Consider the following 19,856-nt stretch of genomic DNA (forward strand, 5'->3'; position numbering starts at 1 on the left):
ACTTTCGCATGACTTCCCGCCAGATCGAAATCAAGCAGCGTGCAATCGCCTGGACAAACGAGATGTACCAGTACGAGCTCGACTGTGAAATGAATAACGGGCTCACGGCTGATCAGCACGCCAAGGTCAGGCAACTGGTCATCAACCACGGGCTCGCCGCCATCAACATGCCGGCCGAGTGGGGCGGCGCAGGGCTCAGCGTGCTGGAGCACGCGATCGTCTCCGAAGAAGTGGGAAAACTGACCGGAGCACTGTGGGACACGCTGTGGCGTCCGGCCAACGCGCTGAAGGCCTGCACCCCGGCCCAGCGCGAGGAATACCTGCTCCCCGAGATCCGCGGTGAGCGCCGCGACGCCGTGGCCATCACCGAGCCGGAGGCCGGCTCGGACCCGCAGAACATCCAGACCACCGCGGTCAAGGATGGCGAGCACTACATCATCAATGGTGAAAAGCTCTTCGTAACCGTGGGGGATGCAGCGGACTTCATCCTGGTGCTCGCCAGCGTGGAGGGTGCCCCCACCATGTTCCTGGTGGACAAGGACCTACCGGGTGTCTCCGTCACCCGCACTCCGCGCTACACGCACACCTTCGTCTACGAGCACCCCGAGTTCCTTTTTGAGGACGTGCGTGTGGGGGCAGACAAGATCCTGGGCGAGATCGGCCAGGGCTACGAACTGACGCGTGACTGGTTCGTGGAGGAACGCCTCATGATTGCCGCCCGCACCATCGGCGCCGCTGAACGGGCTACCTTGCTCGCAGCCGAGTTTGCGAAATCCCGTGTGCAGTTCGGCAAGCCCATCCTGGAATTCCAGCTCATCCAGAACATGCTCGCCAAGAACACCGTAGACATCATGACCAACCGTGTCCTGACGTATCAGGTGGCGTGGGAAGCGGACCAGGGAATGGACCGCAAGCTCCTCAACGCCAAGGCCGCCGTCATCAAGCTGGGCGCCTCCGAGGCTTCCAACCGCTGCGTTGACAACGCCCTGCAGATCTTCGGGGGCCGCGGCTACATGCGGGAAAACCCGGTGGAACGCCTGTGGCGCGAGCTCCGCGTGGACCGCATCTGGGAAGGCACCTCGGAAATCCAGACGGTCATCATCGGCAACGAAATCAACAAACGAGGCGCCGAGGGGCTGCTGGGCTACGCCGGCGCGGTGGCGCGGTGACGTCACAGCCACAAACTGCAGGACCGCACTCAGCCGTGACCGGCCCTGCAGCCCAGGATTCCGGGCCTGAACCCCTCGTCAAAGTCCGGCGCCAGGGCAAAGTGGCGGTGGTGCAGCTCAACCGTCCCGGCAAACTCAATGCCCTGTCCACCGCCCTGGAGCAGGCTTTGCTGGACGCCCTGCAGTCGCCGGAAGTGGCGGGTGCTTCGGCGATCGTCTTCGCGGGATCGGACCGGGCCTTTTCGGCCGGTGCTGATACGTCCGAGCTGCCGGAGATGACCCCGCAGAGGATAGCGGCCTACTACCGTGGCAGCGGATCGCTGTATGAGGTCGTCTCCCGGTTGCCGCAGCCCACCGTAGCCGCGGTGTCGGGGTACTGCCTTGGCGCCGGCTTCGAGCTTGCCCTGGCCTGTGACATCCGGATCGCGGACCAGACCGCCAGCTTCGGCCTGCCTGAGGTGGGGCTCGGGATCCTGCCCAGCTCTGGCGGGCTGACCCGGCTGGTCCGTGCGGCCGGCCCGGCCATTGCCCGGGAGATCATCCTGTTCGGCGAGCGATTCCCGGCGGCCGAGGCCCACCGCCTGGGCCTGGTCCGTGAAGTGGCGCCGGCGGGAGATGCGCTGACCGTCGCCCTTGCACGGGCTGAGTTCCTGGCCGGTCAGCCGGCCATGGCAGTGGCCTGGACCAAAGCGGCCATCGACGCCGCCGCGGAGTCTTCGGCCTCGGCGTCGATGCTCATCGAACAGCTCGCCTACGCCGCGCTCAACCGCCCCGCAGGGGATCCCGAATGAGCGTGGGCGAATTTGAGCGGGTAGGGGTGCTCGGGTGCGGCCTCATGGGTTCAGGCATCGCGGAGGTCTGCGCCCGGGCCGGTGCCGGCGTTGTGGTTGTTGAAGCCAACGACGCCGCCGTGGCCGCCGGGCGCAAGCGCCTCACGGCGTCCATGGACAAGGCGGTGGCCTCCGGCCGTCTGGACGCCGCGGACAGGGACGAGGCGCTGGCCCGGATCAGCTTTGGCACCGACATCGAGGCGTTCGCGGACCGCCGCCTGGTCATCGAGGCCGTCCCGGAAATCATGGACCTCAAACTCGACGCGTTCCGGCGCATCGACGCCGTCATCCAGGATCCCGAGACGATCCTGGCCTCCAACACCTCCTCCATGCCCATCGGCCGCATCGCCGCGGCAACCCGGCGGCCGGAAAACGTCCTGGGAGTGCACTTTTTCAACCCGGCACCCGTCCAGTCCCTGGTGGAACTGGTCACCGGCCTGCAAACAAGCAGCAGGACCCTGGCGCGGGCCAGCGCTTTCGCGGCAGGTCTCGGCAAGGAAGTCATTGTGGCCAAGGACCGGGCAGGGTTCGTGGTCAATGCCCTCCTAATCCCCTACCTGCTGTCCGCCATCCGCATGGTGGAGGCAGGCCACGCCAGCGCGGCGGACGTTGATACCGGCATGGTGGCCGGCTGCGCACTTCCAATGGGTCCCCTGAAACTGACGGACCTGGTGGGGCTGGACACGACGCTGCACGTGGCCGCTGCACTGTACGAGGAATTCAAGGAACCGCACTACGCCCCGCCGCCGCTGCTCCTTCGCATGGTGGAGGCAGGCATGCTGGGCCGCAAGAGCGGGCGCGGTTTCTATGACTACGGGTGAGGGAGCAACATCCGCGAAGGCCGTGAGGGACGCCAGTGAAGCGTTCCAGGTCCGGAACACCGGCTTCGATCCGATGGGCCCTGTGGTGTGCTCCAAAGTTGTGGGGTCCGGCCGCACGGTGAACTACATCGACGACGGCGGCGCCTGGGCTGTCCCGCTGCTTTTCCTCGGCGGCGCAGGAACAACGGTCAGGGCCTTCAGGCTCCTGGAGTTCGCCCGGTCCTTCCGGCGCGAATTGGGGATCCGAGTGGTGTCTGTAGAGCGCAATGGGCTGGGGCAGAGCGTGTTCGATCCCGCCGTCGGATTGGATGAGTACGCCGCGGACGTGTGGTCTCTGCTGGACACCTTGGGCATCGGGCAAGTCTCCGTCCTAGCGATTTCCGGTGGCGGACCCTACGCCGCCGCGATCATCGCGGCGCGCCCGGCGCAGGTCCGGTCCCTGCATCTGGCTTGCGCCTTCGCTGAGAGGCCCGAGCGCGCGGACGCGCTGATGGAGGCGGACGCTGTTGCTGCGGACCCGGTGGCCTGGTGGAGGTTCCCGGCCGACAGTTCTATCCACTCCATTCCCGGTTTCGTTGACTCGGTGATCGAGGAAGCCACACGGGGACTCTTCGCGAAGGGGCGCGACGTTCCGCCCGACGGGCTGAGCCAGGCCTTTGGCCTGTACGAATCCGAGCCGCTTCGGGACCTGACCTCGGTCCAGGCCCCGGCGTTCCTGTATTGGGGGAGTGCAGACGAGCTGGTCCCGCTGGAACAGATGGGGCGCTGGACAGCTGCCCTTGCCGGGACCGCAATGGTGGAACGGGTCTACGCGGGCGAGGGCCACGATGTGCAGTACCGCCACTGGGACCAGATCCTGGCCGATGTGAAGTTCCTCGGTGGGCGCATCGTGGCCAGCCGCGGCGGGCGGACGCAGCTCATCGTGCCCGAGGAGGAAGCAGAATTCCTCGCAGCGGGTGGCATTCTTGGCATCGCCGCCTGGCAAAGGCCCACGGACGCGCCGCCTGAGCCCTTCCTGGGTCCGACACTTCAGCGATAGCGCCGCGGACGCCACGCCAGGACAATTTACCCGGCAGGGTCAGCTGGAGGGCGCCAGCAGTCCTGCCGCGACCAGAAGAGCCAGCAGAATCATGATGATGTCGATGACTCCGAAGATGCCGATGACTCCGAAGATCCAGATCCGGCTGGATTTCCCCTTCGGCGCCCGCCAGATGGCGATGACCGCCGCGAGGAGCAAACCCGCGGCGACCGGGATGAATGCGAGCTGCCGGGGTTCGGTGTCGAGGGGGAGGGGCCGGTCGGCACCGTAGAGGGGCGGGACCCACGGCCGAAATGCCGAGGCCGAGGGAGGCGACGGCGGCAAGGGTGTTGAACGCGGCCTGCTCTACGCCGCGGGCTACCACCGTGCGCATGTTCGCATCTTCTGCCACTTCCCACGCCACGGGAGTACCGTCGTCGTAATCCGCTACGACGACGGCGGCCCGTCCTGCACCCTCGGTATCATCTGGAAGTTGGAACCTGTTCCAGGTCCTCGGCATTGTTTTCCGAATCATTGTCCGACGAGTTGGCAGCGGATGCTCCGTTGTCCCAGCGCCCCGATTCGCGCTGGGAGTAGAACCAAATGGGTATGTAGAGCGCCAGAACGAGGAAGCCGAGCCAAGTTGAAGTCCAGCCAATCTCCTGGCTGTTCAGGTAGACCACACCGACCAGACACAGGGGCAGGTTGAACAGGCCAAAGATCATGGCGACGTTTTTCCAGCCCTTGGGTGCTTTGAAGGGCCTTTCCAGGCTAGCGAAGGCGGGGTGTTTCTTGGCTCTGACATAGGCGAACAGACTGATGCCGTTGGCGCAGGTGTAGCCAATGGCGGCGGCCGCGAGAATTGCGGAGAGGGAGCCCATGGAGATCAGGACCAAGTTAAAGGCCGCGGTGACGAGCAAGGCAATAAAGGGAGTTCCGTGGCGATTCGTTTTGCCAAAGACCTTGGGAAGGTTTCCTTCCGTCGTCATGGAGTGCAATGCCCGGGACGAACCCAGGTAAGCCGTCTGGATGATCAGGATCATCGCGGCGATCAGCATGATGATGGTGACGATTGAGCCGGACTCGCCAAAGACTGCCTGGGCAACTGGAATCAGGGGCGATACAGGCTCCGCCATCACACCTTCAACACCGAGCACGCCGATTACTGAAGCCTGCACCAGTACGTACGAGAGGAAGCAGATGATGCCGCAGGAAAACAGCGCTTTCGGGACATCTTTGGAAGGGTTTTTGTATTCAGGGGCGTAGATGGCTGCCGTTTCCCAGCCACAGGCACTCCACTGTGCAATCGCAAAGATGCCAAAAAGGATGAGGATGTGGTGCATGTCCCAGGCCCAGTCAGCCGGCCACCAGTTGCCGGTGATATTGGCAAAGTCGACGTGTCCGGTAGCAAAAGGCGCCACGGTGAGGATAACCAGCGGTATCAGGGAAACCGCCGCCAGGATGTAGCCCAGGATGGCGCCGTCCTTGAGGCCGAACCAGTTAACGATGAACAATCCGGTAAAGATCACCAGACCGGAGATCAACGCGAGCTGATACTCGGTAAATGTCTCGGCCAGAACCGGAAAGAGCCCGTGCAGGTAACCGCCCACCAGGATGGCGAAGATCGCCAGGACCGGGTTCCAGGCAAACCAGTAGCTCCATGCGGAGAAGCCGCCGATCAGTTTGCCCTTGTCGTACTTGCCTTTGAAGTTCTCGGTGCGAAAAACATGCTGCGCGAAACCTGGCAGACCAGAGGCCTTGGGAAAGGTTGTAGCCATTTCAGCGTAGGCAGCGTTCTGTATGAAACCCTGGATGACCGACAACCCCCAAACCAGGATTGCTGCGGCAGCCATATACATCGGCAGGTAGCCCAGGGACGGCAGAATCAACAAGGGGACCCCCAATGCTATGGCCAAGCCCTGTTTCCAGTTGATCGATCTTTCCAGATGGCCAACACCGTCCGAAATACTTTTACTCATAACAGTCTCCTTAGACGGCTTCACGTCGTCTGATCTTTTAGGTTAAATAACCGGGTTCATGCCATTCGCGCAGCTTTCACGATGTGTAGATGAAAATGCATGCGTGCGCAATGGGACAAGCCATGCGTTTGTATCTTCAAACTTTTAGGCTCGGCTAGACCTGCAACCGCGATCTGCAGTTGCATGTATTACCATGAGCGAGAATGAATTACGGCGCGCAAATTTCCGCCCAACCCAGAGGCAGAAAGGGATTCCGAGGGTCTGTAGGGGCGACATAAGATGCTGCCTGCCGTTCAACGGCGTTTGATTTGCAGAAATGCAGAAGCACTTATCGTTGTGATTGGGCGGAACTCTGCGGCATCTATGTCAAGGCTTGAACGGCCATATCGCTTCGTAGTCGATTGCGTCGTCCACGGTGGCGTCTAAAGCTCAGATTTCGTAGTACCGGAAGGAATGCGACTCCGCGCCCTCGGGGTTGGGGCCATAGACGGTAACCATACGGGCGTACGTGGGTGCCCAGTATCGGCCAAGTTGTCCGGGATTTACCCGCGCCGAGTCGCCGGGTCTGAGGACGACAGTCTTGCCCTCAGACTCGATGTAGAGCTCGCCCTCCACAACGAAGTTCGTTTCGCTGTGAGGGTGAAAGTCTTCCCATCCGCAGGCTTCCATTTCCCATTCTGAGAGCCGGAAGTCATCCCAACGTCCTACGGGATCTGCGTTTATAAATCTGCAGCGCAATCGCGGCCATTCATCCTTCATGACCTGCATGGACATCGCTGACCAAAAGTCGATCGGTTCCCCCGTCGTCAGTGCCGGGGGCTGGGTGGCTGTGGCCATAATCTTTCACCGTTCTTCAGTTGGAACTCTGATTTGCGGAACATATCGGTGAAGCAAAAATCAATTACATCAACGTGATGTGAATCACGGACTTTCAATACTCTGACATTGACGATCGTTCTAGTCAAGAGTTCAGGAGCAGGAAGAGGGAACTATTCTCGGTCGAGGATCCGAGCGCCGGTTCACAAAAAGAATCTCGCAGAAATCTTTCCTGAACGATTGACTCGTACGGGTGTTCATGTAAAGGTCGGTGGATGACGAAACGTGATTCACTTCACATCGGAATAGCTCGAGGAGGAGCTCAACCGGTCCGTTGAGAATCAAGAATGTCGGATTTGCGACCATTCCTCACGGAGCCATAACCCGGTTTCAGGGGTGACCTTCAATGCAGTCCCTTATGCGCCAAAAGCGCTGTCCCCTATGGCTATTTATGCCCTAAATGAAGAGTTCTGAAGAACTCTTCACCCAATTCACAGGAGAGACCATGGAAACCACCCTCGTAGGAACACTCAGCAAGGCCGGATCCATCCACAAGGTAGAAAACGGCTTCATCGGGCTGCCCTCGATGAACGAGCCGGGGACGGACGCCGCGATCGGTGACGCCCTCCACAACCCCGCCGGCTCTGTCATGTGCGCCGGCTTCTTCGAGCTGGAGGCTTCCGAACCATTGGTGTACACGTACACCTATGACGAGATGAAGGTGGTCATCAAGGGTGAGTTCATCCTCACGGACCAGACGACAGGAGAAGTCACCCACGCCAGGGAACGCGATGTGCTGTTCTTCCCCAAAGGCACCACCGTCAAGTTCGAGACCCCGGAGTACGGCCTGGGGTTCTTCGCCGGCGACCGCACCTTCGCACCCTAGGGGACCATCCAGCGCGTTCACATCGTTGCTGGCTTGATGCGCAACCCAACTCACAACGCCGCACACCAGCGGCCCCTGAAAATTTGGAAGAGGAAAGCAGCATGACACTTCGAGTCGGAATCATCGGTGCCGGCCCCAGCGGCCTGGCCCAACTGCGGGCGTTTGAATCGGCACGCCAAAAAGGCGCCCCCATCCCCGAGATCCTCTGCTTTGAGAAGCAGGACGACTGGGGCGGGCAGTGGAACAACAGCTGGCGGATCGGCCTGGACGCTCACGGCGAGCCGGTGCACTCCAGCATGTACCGCCATCTATGGTCCAATGGGCCCAAGGAATGCCTCGAGTTCTCGGACTACTCCTTTGACGAGCACTTTGGCCGCCCCATTTCCTCTTTCCCGCCCCGCGAGGTTCTCTTCGACTACATCAAGGGCCGGGTGGAAAAGTCCGACGTCCGCAAGTACGTCAAGTTCAACACCGTCGCCCGCCACACCAGCTACAACGAGGCAACGCAGGAATTCACGCTGACGGTTGAAGACCTCAAAACCAACCTCACCGAAACCCACGTGTTCGACAAGCTCGTGGTCGCCACCGGACACTTTTCCGTCCCCTCCGTCCCCGAGTTCAAAGGCATCAAATCCTTTCCGGGCGAGGTTCTGCACGCCCACGACTTCCGCGGAGCCGAGCGCTTTTACGGAAAAAACCTGCTCATGATCGGCAGCAGCTATTCCGCCGAGGACATTGGCATGCAGGCCCACAAAATGGGCGCCGCATCCATCACCATCAGCTACCGGACAGCCCCCATGGGCTATCACTGGCCGGAGAACACGTTTGAGCGCCCACTCGTCACCCACTTCCAAGGCAGCACCGCACACTTTAGCGACGGCACCCAGGATGACTTTGACGCCGTTGTACTTGGCACCGGATACCAGCACAAGTACCCGTTCCTGCCCAGCGAGCTATCGCTGAAGTCGCCAAACGTGCTGTACCCGGGCAACCTTTACAAAGGCGTGGTGTGGCAGCAAAACACCAACCTGTTCTACCTTGGCGCGCAGGACCAGTACTACACCTTCAACATGTTTGACGCGCAAGCGTGGTTTGCCCGCGACGTCATGACAGGAGCGATTGACCTAGCGTCCATTGCCGAGCGCGAGGCGGACATCCAGCTCTGGCTCGCGCGCCAGGCCGCGCTGCCTGATCACGACGCGGAGGCCGATTTCCAGACGGACTACCTGCGGGAACTCATCGATGCCACGGATTACCCGCCCTTCGATCTGGATGCTGTTTCCCAGTTGTTCAAAGACTGGATGCACCACAAGGAAACGGACATCCTGGGGTACCGCGACATGGTCCATCGCTCCGTGGTCACCGGCACCATGGCAACCAAGCACCACACCCGCTGGCTCAACGCCATGGATGACTCCATGAAGCGGTATTTGGAAGGGCCTTCGCAGGATGTGGACACCGGCTCACCTGCCGCTGTAGATGACATCCTTGCCGCGAGGTAGCTACAGGATATTCGCGCTCCGGACCGTATCCTGGCTGTTGCATCGACAGCCCGGATACGGTCTCCTGCGGTACCAAAATCCATTCCTTCAACGCCAGGTGCAAGGGGTGCTCTATGCGGGCCATTGCCAAGGAGGCTAATGCTCCGTTGGCTACGGCTCATTATTGCTTCAGCGATAAAGACGAGCTCATGGCCAAAGCCGCCGAGGCCTGGCTAAAGAGCAGGCAAGCCTACTTGCTGAGATCGAACTCATTCTGTGGGCAACACGCAATGCCGCCGTCAGCCCGCTGGCAGCGAAGATTTATCCCGCCTGCGAAGTGCAACTGGGCAACATGTTCTTACGCTGCCGCGAAGTGTTCTCCCATCCGGACGAAGTGGTTTCCGCCGCCGGGAAGGCGGAGCATGCCCGCAATGCTGGTGTCGATCCGACCGCCGTCGTTGGCGTCGCGATAGTTGCCAAAGGCGGCGACATGAGCCGGCTCCTGCCCCGTGACCATCCGGCTCATGTTGACGCAGTAGCACCCAGCAACGAAAAGTGCGCCGCCGCCGAGCCCTGCATACCAGCGGATGTTGTCGTCCCCGCCCGCATCAAAGGAGTGCGCAACGTGGACAAAGGTCAACGTGCCCACCGCGTTGGCTCCAAGCAACTCCTGCAGCTTCTCGAAACGCGGGTGGAAACGGTACATAAAGCCTTCAAAGACTTTCATCCCGGTTTTCGTCGGCCTTTTCCTCGGTGCGGGAAGCGACCTACGGCATCGCCGATGCTTCTCGAGGCGTCAAATGAACTCATCAAAGATGCCCCATCAACAACGCGTCTCTCGTTACCGGTGCCCCTGTTTCCGTGAGCCGCCCTTGAAACGGGAGGTCGGAAAATGGGACAGGCACGCGAGGTAATGGATCGCTTAACCTCGGCCATGACAGCGAGAGATAAAGAGACGCAGGCAGCTTGTTATGCCGCTGATGCGGTCGCCGTTACCCCGGATCAAGGCGAGATTACCGGGCAGTGTCACCGGAACCAACACAGGACCGCTGCCCTTGCCATCCGGCGAAAGCCTGCCTGCAACGGGCAAAAGCATCAGGGTGAGAAGTTGCGACGTAGCGCACGTAGAGGCTGGCCTAATCAAACAGCACGCATTCTACTTTGACCAGATGGAGCTCATGGGACAGCTTGGCCTGCTCCCTGAATCCGTTTCCACGCCAGGAGCCTGAATGGCAGATCAGGGCCACCGGTAGCGCCACAATCGGAAATGATCTGAGCGGCCGGGAGCTATCCCAAGGGTAAGATCTCGCTTCTTGCCTAAGAGCAGGCTCGCCCACCTGACAGAAGGGGCCAAACAACTGGATTAGTTGGAGGAAAATCGAGGGGAATCTAATATTTGCACGGGAAAGGTGCAGGCAAAGACCTGTCCATCACATTGTGGGACTCTGAGGATTCCATGACCGCGAGCCGGGAGACGGCGAATAAGATCATGACAGAGACCAGCGCAGCTGAAGGAACTCAGATCCTCACAGTGAATTCGAAGTGACGGCCAGCAGCTTCGAAGACTGAACATCCCCAGCCTGTGTCACATCCACCAGGACTTGCCCCCTTGCGGCCCGCAACAACAGGGGTCCCCGGGGAGGTGGTCCGGTACATGCGCGTGCTCGAACCGGACGCGGCCCGAGGCGGCGGGCGGGGACTCAGCCGCCGGCGGCGGCCACCTGAAACCTCAATCCCTGCACCCGGAACTTCTGCACCTGGGCCGGGTCGGCGCCGAGGAACACGCGGTCAAAGCTCATCCGCTCCAGGGCCGCCTCGGCCAGGGGGCCTGCGAAGCTTTGGCTCAGGGTCCGCAGGGGGCCGCCGAGGCAGTCCACCTCGATGCCGTCGGACTCGGGCAGTTGCTGCATGGTGTTGACGCCCGGTGTGGTTACGGACAACCGATCAAACCCGCGCAGTTCGTGGGCCAGGGCACCCACGGCGGAGCCGGCGTCGAGCAGGATGTGCTCCCCGGGCCGGATCACGGACGCCGCCCGGCGGGCGATTGCCTGTTTCTGCTCAAACGCCTCGCCGGTGCGCTGCCGCAACGATGCTTCCGGGTACCAGGCAACGCTCTTGGCCTAGCCAGAAGCCCTCAGCCGTTCACGCCGCCGGTGCATAGGGCCCCCGGCTCCGGAGCGTTGGGGGACTGGGCGTAGGCGCGCATGAAAGTGGCAATGCGCGGATCGGCGGCATCGGTCAGGGTCAGCTGGGCACCCCAGGCCGTGGCCGTGATTTCGGTCCCGGAGTCCGTACCGGGGCTGAGTAGAACGTAGGGCTTGTCCTTGGCTACCGCGGTCAGCGCGGTAACGTCGGCAGCGGCCAGGCCGGAGCCGTACGTGATGCTGACGGCGCCGTGCTCCAAGGAGTGGACGGCGCGCTCTTTGTTGACGGGTTCGGTGTAGATCCCGCAATTGGTCCAGGTGGCCGCATGGTCACCACCGACGCCGGGCGGGTGGGGGTAATTCACGGGTCCTTCCACGTGGTTCCGGGACAGGCCGGTAAAGGTCTGGATGCCCTCGATGGGTTGCTTGGCGGCCTCGGCTGCGGCGTTCTTTTCCTGCACGGACCCGACGATGGTCAGGGTGACGGCGGTGATGATGCCCGCCACGAGCAGGCCAAAACCGCCGAAGAGGAGGATCTTGAGGCGGCGCCGTTTCGCCTGCTGCCGTGCGCGGATACCGGCCACGGTCTGTTCGTTTTCGGCGCGTCGTTGTTCTACGTTACTCATGCGGAGTTTCCTTTACTGGCGGGGCGGGTTCCGTGGCGTCGTGGAGTGCGACGGGTCCGCCGGGGGCGGGTTCTTTCGGGGCGGGCGGGACGGCGGAGCGGGGTCGGGTCCTGAGCCGCTGGAAGAGGACGAGCCCGGCCAGGAAGAGCAGGCCGGCCACCCAGGTGTTCACGCGCAGGCCCAGGATCAGGTTGGCCGGGTCCGAGCGCATCAGCTCGAAGGCGAAGCGACCGGCAGTGTAAAACACGATGTACAGGGCGAACACTGAACCGGAACCAAGGGTGTAGCGGCCATCCAGGAACATCAGCAGCGCCGCCGCGGCCAGGACCCAGAGTGACTCGTACAGGAAGGTCGGCTGAAAATAGCCCAAGACCTCAGGGCCGCCGTCGGCACCGGTCAGCGCTTGCCCGGTGACGGGGTCCATGGCATGGATCTGGAGTTTCCAGGGCAGATCCGTCGGTTCGCCGAAGAGTTCGTTGTTGAACCAGTTGCCCCAGCGGCCCAGGCCCTGGGCGATCAGCAGGCCCGGTGCCGCCGCGTCCACGAACGCAGGGAACGGAACCCCGGCGCGGCGGGCCCCGATCAGGGCTCCAACGAGTCCGAGGGCAACGGCGCCCCAGATCCCGAGGCCGCCTTCCCAGATCCGGAATGCACCCCAGGGGTCACGGCCGGGGCCGAAGTAGAGCTGGTTGTCCGTGATGACGTGGTAGATCCGGCCGCCGACGATGCCGAACGGCACTGCCCAGGTCACAATGTCGAGGGTCTGGGAGGTGGTGCCGCCGCGGGCCCTGAGCCGGCGGGCGGTAAGCCAGACGCCAACGACGATGCCGGCCAGGATGGCGAGGGCGTAGAAGCGGATGGTCAACGGCCCGAGCTGGAAGGCACTGAACGTGGGGGAGGGAAAGAAGGGCTCTGTCGCGACAGGTATGTTCATGGTCCGGCTCCGTTATTTGATGTAGGAGAAGACGCCAATCATGCCGCGTTCGGCATGGTAGGCGTTGTGGCAGTGCGTGAGCCATTGGCCGGGGTTGTCGGCGTCAAAGATCACCGTAACCGTTTGTTTGGGCCGGACGATGACGGTGTCCTTCCGGGCGCCGTCCGCCCCAACCTGGAAGGTGTGCCCGTGCAGGTGCATCGGGTGCCACATGTCCGTTTCGTTGACGAATCTCACCTCAACGCGCTCGCCGGCTTTGATCTCGAAGGCATTCCGGAACGGGTCGTTCATGTCGAAGCGGCCGTTGTTGATGCCCCAGTCGTACTGCATCATGCCGCCGGTGAGCCGGAGCTCGTGGGTCCGGTCCGGGGTTTTCGGGGCGAAGCTGACACTGGGGTCCGCCTTGAGTTGGCCGCCGTCGACGACGGTGCCGTCCAAAGTGAACGGCAGGGTCGCAGCGGGCGGTTGCTTGCCGGAGCCGGTGCTGATGAATCCCAAGGCCTGCCCGGTCTTGCCCTCTGGCAGCGCAAGTACCGGAGTGAACCCCTCAGGGACGGTCAGCAGGGCGTCGATGCGTTCGCCCATGCCGAGCACGACGGCGTCGACGTCCCGGTGCTGCACCGGGAATCCGTCGGTGTGCGTGAGAGTGAGCGTACGCCCGGGGACGCCGACGCGGTAGGCGGTATCGCCGGCGGCGTTGATGATCCGGAGCCGGATGACATCCCCGGCCCTGGCGGCAAGGAGGTCGGCTTCGTCCGGCGCCTTGGAATTGAAGAGGTGGACCGGGAAACGGACGTCACCGGCGTCGCCGCCGAGGAAGTCGCTGCGGGCACCCATCAGCATGTGGCTCGTTCCCGTGCCGGATTGTCCGCCGCTGGTGGAGGGTTCCGGGGTTGAGCCCATGGAGCCGTGGTCCATGCCGGGCATGGAGGTCCCGGACATAGCCCCGCCAGACATGGACATTCCGCCGGAGAGTTCTTCCAGGACTTCGTCAGGGGTGCCGGTGATGCCGTCCAGCCAGTCGTCAAGCACGATCACCCAGTCCTGGTCGTAGATGAGTTTTTCGGCCGGGTCCTCGATAATGAGCGCACCGTAGAGGGCCCGTTCGCGCTGCATCTCGACGTGGGAGTGATACCAGTAGGTGCCGGGGTGTGGCAGCAGGAATTCATAGTCGAACCCGGCCCCGGCTGCGGTCGGGGCCTGGGTGACGTGTGGGACGCCGTCCTGGTCGTTCCGCAGCGCCAGGCCGTGCCAGTGGATGCTGGTCGGATCCTTCAGGCCGTTGGCCAGGCCGACCTGGAGCCGGTCACCTGCCACGGCGCGGATGGTGGGGGCGCTGAGTCCGCCGTTATAGCCCCAGGTCGTGACGGGCTTCCCCGCAACAGTGGTTTGGAATGATGCCGCTTTCAAATCCTGTGTCACGGTTGTTCCGCTGAACGCCCGTCGGGCCTCGTAATCGGCGACGGCGGCATCAGTGGGCAGGACCCGGTCCGGCAGGTCTGCCGGGGGCTGGGTGTTGGTGCAGGCTGCGAGGGCCGCGGCGGCGGCCGTGGCGGCGGACAGGCCCATAAAACGGCGCCGGTCCAGGTGGTAATCGGTGCGAATGCTCATGTGAAGTCCTTCGTAGGGGGTTCTGGAGACGCCGGTGCGCACCGGATCAGTCCGCGTCTGAGGGCCGGAATGACGCCCCGCCGTCCTTCGACACGATCACACCCTTTGAGGTGGCGGCCCAGATCCACGGCTTTCCGTCCGTGCCTTCCGTTGCGGTAATGGCCTGAACCTCGCCGCTGACGGCGCCCGTCTGTTCCCAGGACACGCCGGCGTCGGGGGAGTAGTACACGGTCCCGTCCGGTGCGACGCCGACGGCCTTGCCGGCGCTCGCAAACGAGGCGAACTGAATCACAGGTGCCGCCTCGTTCAGCGTCCAGGTGGTTCCGCCATCGGTCGAGCGCTGCACGCCCTTCTGGGTGGTGGCGAGGACGGCGTCGCCGGCGGGATGAGCGGCCAACACAGCGGGCACGAAGTCGACGGCGGCCGTCTGCCACGTTTCGCCGTCGACACTGGTCCGAAGTGTCCCGTCGAAGGCCACGATGCCGGATTTTGTGGCGGCCAGGGCGTGGAAGTCGGATTGCTTCTGCCGTGAGAGTTGCTGCCAGGTCCTGCCGCCGTCAGTGCTCTTGATCAGGCCGAGCGGATTGGGCAGGTCCGAGCCTGCGCCAGGGTGCCCCGAAGCGTAGAACACGTCCGGGTCACCGGCCGCGGTGAATCCCATGTAGTCATTGGTTGGTCCGATCTTGACGGCAGGGTTCCGGGACATGTCGAACAGGCCCTCGTGGGTGGCCAGGAGCACCTGACCGGTTTCGCCGTTGACGCTCAGCCCATGGACGTGGGCGCTCGGCAGTCCGGGCGCCGCGCCGGCTGCTGGGGCTGTTGCTGATCCACCTCCGGAGGGCGAATCGGTGGCTGCCGGGGTGCAGGCGGAAAGAGCAACAATCAGGGCTGCTGCCGCGGCTGCCGCGGCTGCCGCTGCTGTCCTGGCGGAGACGGGCGGGCGCTGGCGGGAGGTAAAAGACATAGGGGGCTCCAAACGAAGACGGGAAAAGTCAGGGAATACATGCGCCGGTCCGCTGCGGGGACCGGCGCGTCTACAGCGCTGGCTAGAGGGAGCCGAGCAGAATCTGCATTTCCTCGATTTCTGCCTGCTGGGCCGCGATGATCTCCTTGCCCAGCGCCAGCGCGTCGGCATTCTGGCCGTCGGCCCCCTCAGTCCGGGCCATCATCACGGCCCCCTGGTGGTGCGCGATCATCTGGGTCAGGAACAACCTGGCCGCGTCCGCGCCCTGCGCGGCCTGGAGCTTGGCCGTGTCTTCCCCGTCCACCATCCCGGACATGCTGTGACCGGCGGCCATCTGTTCGGGCTCATTCCATGACTTCAGCCACCCGGTCATGGTGCTGATCTCCGGGGCCTGGGCGGCCTTGATTTTGGTGGCAAGGGCCGTGACCTGCGGATCAATGTCAGGCTTCTGGAGGATGATGTCGCTCATCTCCACAGCCTGGCTGTGGTGCGGGACCATGCCCTGAACGAACATGATGTCGGCCGCGTTCGGAGTCACGGTGTCGAGCGGGGCGGCGGTCGCCGGCATGCTGGAACTGCCGTGGTCCATGCCGGGCATGCTGCTGCCGGCAGTTCCGGTCCCGGCCGAGCAGCCGGCAAGGGCCAAAGTGGCTGCGAGGACGGTGGCGGAAATTGTCAGGGTTTTCGTCATGGGAATCTTGATCCTTCAAGGTGATTGCGGAAACAACGCTGGGCGGGAACGGTCACCGTCCAGCGACTCGAGCCCTGGCAAAGAGGGCGAGTTATAAAGGGCTGCGCGCCAGTTAACGGTGGCGCGGCACACACCTTTACGTTCGGCTGATGCAGAGGTCGCCCGGCGAAGGAGTCGTGGGCAGGAATGAATAGTCAGCGTGGCCGGACGGTTGTCCGGCGCCGGATACATTCCCAAAGGGTGTGCTGCCGGGCAGCGGGGCTAACAGCGATCCGGTTCCCGGTGACGGGACGCAGCCGGCATCCATGCCCGCCATCTCGGCGCACCCGCCGGATCCGGTGCATGAAGCGGCAGGGTCCGGCGGTGTTGGAGCCGACGTTGTATCGGCGACGTGGTGGCCGGTGTGGGCATCAGGTGCACGCGCTACGGAATAGGTGTCGGCGGCGTGTATGGCTCCGGCAGCGGCCATGGAATGCGTGCCAGGCACGAAGTGCATCCCGAAGATCCCGGAGATGAGGGCCAATAGCCCAGCCAGGAGGCCCGCACGGCGGAGGAGGGCCGGGAAACGGCGTAGCAGTGTTGTTAGCATGCAAGTTCCTCCTTTCGCGCGGGATCAACTCAATAAGGGTACTCGTGGGGTGGTTCCGCAACCCCATGTCTCTAACGTAGCCGGAGGCTGATCAGTTCCGACCGGTCGACGCACCTCGCGGCGGGAGTGGGCCCGTGAGGGACGTCTGGTAATACCCCCGAAAGTGAGTCTCCTCGCCCTACCGCCGGGGCCGTGTTGCAAGCGGAGAATGGCCCTACTTGCGGTGTCCCATATCTCTCCGCCGTGGGTATAGGGGCGTCGTCGTAGCCCTATTCCAGGAGGAACCCATGAACGTCAAACGCACCTCTGCCGCAGTGAGTGCCGCCGTACTGGTTGTGCTCTTCAGAGGCGCCGTCCCCGCATCCGCCGAGATTTCCAACAGTCACGCTGCCTGCACCGGACTTGGCATCTCGGATCATGCCGTCACGGACGGCCCAGGTGCCGTTCCCGAGATTATCAAAGAAATAAAAGGGGCGGCCGCCTACTATGGCTTCGCTAACTCGGGCCAGGTTGTGAGCAGGTTCTCTAAGGTCCATACAGGCACGCACGCGCCGGGCTGCGAGGAAGCCATTGTGGAAATCCTTGTCGCCGGACCATAACGTGTGGGTCATGCCCTGAACCGCACTGACCGGGCTGGAACGGTAATGGCCCCGCCAGCAGCGCGATGCTGCGGACGGGGCCATTTACGCGGTTGCCTGATGATGCAGATGGTCGCTTAGGCGCGGACCTTGGTGTGTCCCTTGCTGAGGACCATGGCCAAGGCGATCATGCCGACGCCGAGCAGCAGGTGCAGAACGTTGTCGAAGCCGTTCAGCGGCACGAAGTTCCCAGCCGATTCCTGGGGGACCACCAGGCCGTAGACGAACAGCACCAGATAGATGACGCCGCCGTAGAGGAGGAACGAACGGGCACCGGTGGCGGACTTGGCCAAGGCGATGCCCGCTGCGCCGAATAGCAGGTGGACCACGTTGTGCAGGACAGATACCTGGAACAGGCCCAGCAGCATTGCCTCGGAATCGTGTCCCGCGAAATGCAGCTCGCCGAAGTTGGCCGTCAGGCCCGGCACGAAGCCGAGGACGCCGACCAGCAGGAACACGGCGCCGACAACCATGGATGCCTTCTGGACGTTGGTGCGGGCTACCGTGCCGGTGTGGGTGTGTGTGGCCATGATGATCTCCTGATGCGATATGGGTTTGCGGATCAGCGGGTTGTGCTTACCTGCCAAACCGTTGGGTTATGCCTGCAATTCGGGGCTGGCATGCAACCCGGATGGCTCATTCGCAAATTTTGTGTAGTCGGCCGGGGCACCAGCGGACTTCGACGAGGCCCATCATTCCCTGGTCCTCGTGATCGAGGATTTAGCAGGGTCCACTCTTCCACGGTCTGCGCGGCCACGACGGTGTCCGTCCGGCTTGCGTTGAATACCCGGCCGTTGATGGTGAGTCTCATCATTCCCGTCCCCATCCCCAATCCGCCGACGCCGGGGGTCAGCTGCCGGTGCGCGGCAACCACCGCGGTCCTTAGGTCTGCCGGTGCCGGCCCCATCAGGCCGGCCATGCTGCAACCCTCCGTTGGCGCGCGCTGTGCAGCGCATCTGGTTCGGTGAAGTCCGCGCCTGCAATCGGGGAGAACCGGGAACTGGCCGTCCACCAGAGCCCGGCTCCGCCGGCGGCCGTGGCTCTGCCCGCGCCAAACAGGCGCACCGCAACCACCACAAGCAGGGCTGTCCCGACGAGCAGGAGTATGCCCCACAGCCACATCGTCCAGCCCATATTCATGCCGTAATCCCACATCATGAGGGCGCCTTTCGCTGGGAGCCATTGACGCTGCGATCTCCGGCAGTTTCCCGCCGGCCGGAAGGGTTCGAAGGCTCCTAGCTCAAAGAACTTTTTTGTGCGACGTTTCGACCGGGCTCACCTTCCGTGGACTTCGTACCGGGCCTTGCCGCCGTGCTTGGCCCGGTACATGGCCGAATCGGCCTGCCGCAGCAGCTCCGTCACGTCCGCCGTGTCCGCGGTGCGCTGGGCGACGCCCATGCTCAGCGACACCCGCAGTGACCGGTCACCGATCATGAACGGCTCGCTCAGAGCCTCGTAGATCCGCTCGGCAACAGGCCCCGTGGCCGGAGTGCCGTCGTCGTTATCCAGAACGACGACGGCGAACTCGTCGCCGCCCAGCCGTGCCACCAGGTCGTGGCTGCGGACGCTGGCCCGCAGCCGCTCGGCCAGCTGGGCGAGCAGCGCGTCGCCGCCTTCATGGCCGAGGGAATCGTTGACGTCCTTGAAATCGTCGATGTCGATGAACAGCAGGCCCTCGTGCCGGGTCCGGCGGTTGCTGTCCGGCTCGAAGGATGCCAGAAGTCGCTCCGCCAAGGCCGCCCGGTTCGCGAGCCCGGTGAGGTCATCGTGTGTTGCCCGATAGGTCAATGCCTTGTGGCTGTCCTGGAGCGCCGCGGCCATGCCGTTGAAGGCCACCGCCACCTCGCCGAGTTCGTCCCGCCGGGCCACGTCCAGGCGGTGGCCGTAATCGCCGGACTGCAGCTTCAGGACGCCCCGGCGCAGGCTGTTGACGGGCCGCATCAGGTCCTTGACCATTCGGCGCCGGAAGTACAGGGTGGCGACGATGGCCACAACGAAGAGACCGAACCGGCCAATCACCAGGAATCCCTGGAGCTCTCGCGTGTCCACGAGCCCCCGGTTCAGTGCCTGGAGGGAGGCCTGCTGGACGGCGGCCAGCTGCGTACGCACGCTCGCGCTTGCCGCGGCAAAGGCAGGTGCGTCAGCGACGTTGTTTCCTGTGAGGTTAAGTACCTGGTCGCCCCAGAGACCTGCCTTCTCCAGTCCGGCCTGCCAGTCCTGCCGTGCCGCGGACAGGGCCTCGGACCGGCCTTCGTCCACAGCTTTGACCGCGGCGGCTGCCCGGTAGAGCTCCTCAATGTCCTGCTGTTCCCGGAAAAAGGCCTCCCTGTTCACGGGAGCCGCCGCAAGTAACTGGTGCCCCAGTTGCTCATGCGCCTCAAGGGCTGCCTCCAGGTCCGCGACGCTGCCGTACTCGGCCTGGAGCCGTCCGTTCGCAGCTTCCATCTCGTTCACCACGAACCGGACGCCGACAACGGTGACCGCTGCGCCGAGGAACAGGGCCAGCAGCATGAGCGTGAATGCCCCGGACCATTCACGCTGCAGGCTGTACGAGCGCGGCGGGGCAGAGGCCTTAGCCACGGGTGGGCTTCGGCGGGCCCGACCACAGGAAGGCATGGTTCTCAGGCGGTGCAGTCATAGCGCAGGAATCCATGGCGTC

General features: G+C 63.4%; 20 protein-coding genes and 1 pseudogene. 7 read left to right on the forward strand and 14 right to left on the reverse strand.

The features are described 5' to 3' along the window. Positions 1 to 8: 8 nt before the first annotated feature. From ACQCS0_RS05880 to ACQCS0_RS05895, 4 genes are read left to right on the forward strand one after another with little or no spacing between them, the layout of a single operon-like run. Positions 9 to 1,169: an acyl-CoA dehydrogenase family protein gene (locus ACQCS0_RS05880; protein WP_219729685.1), complete on the forward strand. Its 1,161-nt coding sequence runs from the start codon at positions 9 to 11 to the stop codon at positions 1,167 to 1,169. A 35-nt stretch (positions 1,170 to 1,204) separates the two neighbouring features. Then, positions 1,205 to 1,960 (forward strand): enoyl-CoA hydratase/isomerase family protein, encoded by a 756-nt coding sequence (locus ACQCS0_RS05885; protein WP_354154031.1) that lies wholly within the window; start codon positions 1,205 to 1,207, stop codon positions 1,958 to 1,960. Beyond that, positions 1,957 to 2,820, forward strand: a complete 864-nt coding sequence (locus ACQCS0_RS05890) for a 3-hydroxybutyryl-CoA dehydrogenase (protein ID WP_354154030.1) — start codon at positions 1,957 to 1,959, stop codon at positions 2,818 to 2,820. Before ACQCS0_RS05885 ends, ACQCS0_RS05890 begins: the two co-directional genes overlap by 4 nt. Positions 2,821 to 2,842: 22 nt before the next feature. Next, positions 2,843 to 3,859, forward strand: coding sequence for an alpha/beta fold hydrolase (locus ACQCS0_RS05895; RefSeq protein WP_426940104.1), 1,017 nt, complete (start codon positions 2,843 to 2,845; stop codon positions 3,857 to 3,859). 39 nt (positions 3,860 to 3,898) lie between these two features. Here ACQCS0_RS05895 and ACQCS0_RS05900 read toward each other — a convergent pair whose 3' ends face one another. From ACQCS0_RS05900 to ACQCS0_RS05910, 3 genes are all read right to left on the reverse strand, one after another. Next, positions 3,899 to 4,183: a hypothetical protein gene (locus ACQCS0_RS05900; protein ID WP_354154028.1), complete on the reverse strand. Its 285-nt coding sequence runs from the start codon at positions 4,181 to 4,183 to the stop codon at positions 3,899 to 3,901. Between the two features lie 137 nt (positions 4,184 to 4,320). Then, entirely contained in the window at positions 4,321 to 5,817 is a 1,497-nt protein-coding gene (locus ACQCS0_RS05905) for an APC family permease (RefSeq protein WP_354154027.1), read from the reverse strand. 429 nt (positions 5,818 to 6,246) lie between these two features. After that, a complete protein-coding gene (locus ACQCS0_RS05910; protein WP_426939328.1) occupies positions 6,247 to 6,654 on the reverse strand; it encodes a cupin domain-containing protein in 408 nt (135 codons plus the stop codon). Between the two features lie 484 nt (positions 6,655 to 7,138). Here ACQCS0_RS05910 and ACQCS0_RS05915 point away from each other — a divergent pair, with 484 nt between their 5' ends. Both ACQCS0_RS05915 and ACQCS0_RS05920 read left to right on the forward strand, forming a co-directional pair. Further along, positions 7,139 to 7,519 carry a cupin domain-containing protein gene (locus tag ACQCS0_RS05915; RefSeq protein WP_354154026.1) on the forward strand — a complete coding sequence of 127 codons (381 nt, stop codon included), beginning with the start codon at positions 7,139 to 7,141 and terminating at the stop codon, positions 7,517 to 7,519. 101 nt (positions 7,520 to 7,620) lie between these two features. Next, positions 7,621 to 9,021, forward strand: coding sequence for an NAD(P)/FAD-dependent oxidoreductase (locus tag ACQCS0_RS05920; protein WP_354154025.1), 1,401 nt, complete (start codon positions 7,621 to 7,623; stop codon positions 9,019 to 9,021). 337 nt (positions 9,022 to 9,358) lie between these two features. On the opposite strand, the gene ACQCS0_RS05925 is transcribed toward ACQCS0_RS05920, so the two are convergent. The 8 genes and pseudogenes from ACQCS0_RS05925 to ACQCS0_RS05960 form a co-directional block, all read right to left on the reverse strand. After that, positions 9,359 to 9,727 (reverse strand): Gfo/Idh/MocA family protein, encoded by a 369-nt coding sequence (locus ACQCS0_RS05925; RefSeq protein ID WP_426940105.1) that lies wholly within the window; start codon positions 9,725 to 9,727, stop codon positions 9,359 to 9,361. Between the two features lie 1,039 nt (positions 9,728 to 10,766). Beyond that, a pseudogene (locus ACQCS0_RS05930) lies at positions 10,767 to 11,102 on the reverse strand (DeoR/GlpR family DNA-binding transcription regulator); the annotation flags it as partial. Between the two features lie 32 nt (positions 11,103 to 11,134). Continuing rightward, positions 11,135 to 11,770 carry a DUF3105 domain-containing protein gene (locus ACQCS0_RS05935; RefSeq protein WP_354154023.1) on the reverse strand — a complete coding sequence of 212 codons (636 nt, stop codon included), beginning with the start codon at positions 11,768 to 11,770 and terminating at the stop codon, positions 11,135 to 11,137. After that, a complete protein-coding gene (lgt, locus tag ACQCS0_RS05940; RefSeq protein ID WP_354154022.1) occupies positions 11,763 to 12,704 on the reverse strand; it encodes a prolipoprotein diacylglyceryl transferase in 942 nt (313 codons plus the stop codon). Before lgt ends, ACQCS0_RS05935 begins: the two co-directional genes overlap by 8 nt. A 12-nt stretch (positions 12,705 to 12,716) precedes the next feature. Further along, positions 12,717 to 14,315 (reverse strand): multicopper oxidase family protein, encoded by a 1,599-nt coding sequence (locus ACQCS0_RS05945; protein ID WP_354154021.1) that lies wholly within the window; start codon positions 14,313 to 14,315, stop codon positions 12,717 to 12,719. Positions 14,316 to 14,361: 46 nt separating this feature from the next. Then, entirely contained in the window at positions 14,362 to 15,279 is a 918-nt protein-coding gene (locus ACQCS0_RS05950; protein ID WP_354154020.1) for a F510_1955 family glycosylhydrolase, read from the reverse strand. An 82-nt stretch (positions 15,280 to 15,361) separates the two neighbouring features. After that, on the reverse strand, positions 15,362 to 15,970 hold the full coding sequence (locus ACQCS0_RS05955) for a DUF305 domain-containing protein (protein ID WP_354154019.1): 609 nt from the start codon (positions 15,968 to 15,970) through the stop codon (positions 15,362 to 15,364). 136 nt (positions 15,971 to 16,106) lie between these two features. Continuing rightward, positions 16,107 to 16,559 carry a hypothetical protein gene (locus ACQCS0_RS05960; protein ID WP_354154018.1) on the reverse strand — a complete coding sequence of 151 codons (453 nt, stop codon included), beginning with the start codon at positions 16,557 to 16,559 and terminating at the stop codon, positions 16,107 to 16,109. Between the two features lie 287 nt (positions 16,560 to 16,846). Between ACQCS0_RS05960 and ACQCS0_RS05965 the strand changes: the two genes are divergently transcribed. Continuing rightward, positions 16,847 to 17,158, forward strand: coding sequence for a hypothetical protein (locus ACQCS0_RS05965; RefSeq protein ID WP_354154017.1), 312 nt, complete (start codon positions 16,847 to 16,849; stop codon positions 17,156 to 17,158). Between the two features lie 116 nt (positions 17,159 to 17,274). Here the strand turns inward: ACQCS0_RS05965 and ACQCS0_RS05970 are convergent, their stop codons facing one another. From ACQCS0_RS05970 to ACQCS0_RS05980, 3 genes are all read right to left on the reverse strand, one after another. Beyond that, positions 17,275 to 17,727 carry a DUF4383 domain-containing protein gene (locus ACQCS0_RS05970; RefSeq protein WP_354154016.1) on the reverse strand — a complete coding sequence of 151 codons (453 nt, stop codon included), beginning with the start codon at positions 17,725 to 17,727 and terminating at the stop codon, positions 17,275 to 17,277. 376 nt (positions 17,728 to 18,103) lie between these two features. After that, the gene (locus ACQCS0_RS05975; RefSeq protein ID WP_354154015.1) at positions 18,104 to 18,355 is read right to left on the reverse strand and encodes a hypothetical protein; all 252 of its coding nucleotides are present in this window, start codon (positions 18,353 to 18,355) and stop codon (positions 18,104 to 18,106) included. A 117-nt stretch (positions 18,356 to 18,472) separates the two neighbouring features. Continuing rightward, on the reverse strand, positions 18,473 to 19,777 hold the full coding sequence (locus ACQCS0_RS05980; RefSeq protein ID WP_354154014.1) for a diguanylate cyclase domain-containing protein: 1,305 nt from the start codon (positions 19,775 to 19,777) through the stop codon (positions 18,473 to 18,475). Positions 19,778 to 19,856: the final 79 nt, after the last annotated feature.

It is taken from the genome of Pseudarthrobacter sp. S6 (genome assembly GCF_050156575.1).
Classification (GTDB): domain Bacteria; phylum Actinomycetota; class Actinomycetes; order Actinomycetales; family Micrococcaceae; genus Arthrobacter.

What these genes read in the sequence shown, in the direction of transcription:
- ACQCS0_RS05915 (WP_354154026.1), top strand. Translation starts at nt 7,139, where the DNA reads ATGGAAACCACCCTCGTAGGAACACTCAGCAAGGCCGGATCCATCCAC.
- ACQCS0_RS05920 (WP_354154025.1), top strand. Translation starts at nt 7,621, where the DNA reads ATGACACTTCGAGTCGGAATCATCGGTGCCGGCCCCAGCGGCCTGGCC.
- ACQCS0_RS05970 (WP_354154016.1), bottom strand. Translation starts at nt 17,727, where the DNA reads ATGGCCACACACACCCACACCGGCACGGTAGCCCGCACCAACGTCCAG.
- ACQCS0_RS05955 (WP_354154019.1), bottom strand. Translation starts at nt 15,970, where the DNA reads ATGACGAAAACCCTGACAATTTCCGCCACCGTCCTCGCAGCCACTTTG.
- ACQCS0_RS05880 (WP_219729685.1), top strand. Translation starts at nt 9, where the DNA reads ATGACTTCCCGCCAGATCGAAATCAAGCAGCGTGCAATCGCCTGGACA.
- ACQCS0_RS05910 (WP_426939328.1), bottom strand. Translation starts at nt 6,654, where the DNA reads ATGGCCACAGCCACCCAGCCCCCGGCACTGACGACGGGGGAACCGATC.
- ACQCS0_RS05950 (WP_354154020.1), bottom strand. Translation starts at nt 15,279, where the DNA reads ATGTCTTTTACCTCCCGCCAGCGCCCGCCCGTCTCCGCCAGGACAGCA.
- ACQCS0_RS05965 (WP_354154017.1), top strand. Translation starts at nt 16,847, where the DNA reads ATGAACGTCAAACGCACCTCTGCCGCAGTGAGTGCCGCCGTACTGGTT.
- ACQCS0_RS05925 (WP_426940105.1), bottom strand. Translation starts at nt 9,727, where the DNA reads ATGAAAGTCTTTGAAGGCTTTATGTACCGTTTCCACCCGCGTTTCGAG.
- ACQCS0_RS05935 (WP_354154023.1), bottom strand. Translation starts at nt 11,770, where the DNA reads ATGAGTAACGTAGAACAACGACGCGCCGAAAACGAACAGACCGTGGCC.
- ACQCS0_RS05960 (WP_354154018.1), bottom strand. Translation starts at nt 16,559, where the DNA reads ATGCTAACAACACTGCTACGCCGTTTCCCGGCCCTCCTCCGCCGTGCG.
- ACQCS0_RS05890 (WP_354154030.1), top strand. Translation starts at nt 1,957, where the DNA reads ATGAGCGTGGGCGAATTTGAGCGGGTAGGGGTGCTCGGGTGCGGCCTC.
- ACQCS0_RS05945 (WP_354154021.1), bottom strand. Translation starts at nt 14,315, where the DNA reads ATGAGCATTCGCACCGATTACCACCTGGACCGGCGCCGTTTTATGGGC.
- ACQCS0_RS05905 (WP_354154027.1), bottom strand. Translation starts at nt 5,817, where the DNA reads ATGAGTAAAAGTATTTCGGACGGTGTTGGCCATCTGGAAAGATCGATC.
- lgt (WP_354154022.1), bottom strand. Translation starts at nt 12,704, where the DNA reads ATGAACATACCTGTCGCGACAGAGCCCTTCTTTCCCTCCCCCACGTTC.
- ACQCS0_RS05975 (WP_354154015.1), bottom strand. Translation starts at nt 18,355, where the DNA reads ATGATGTGGGATTACGGCATGAATATGGGCTGGACGATGTGGCTGTGG.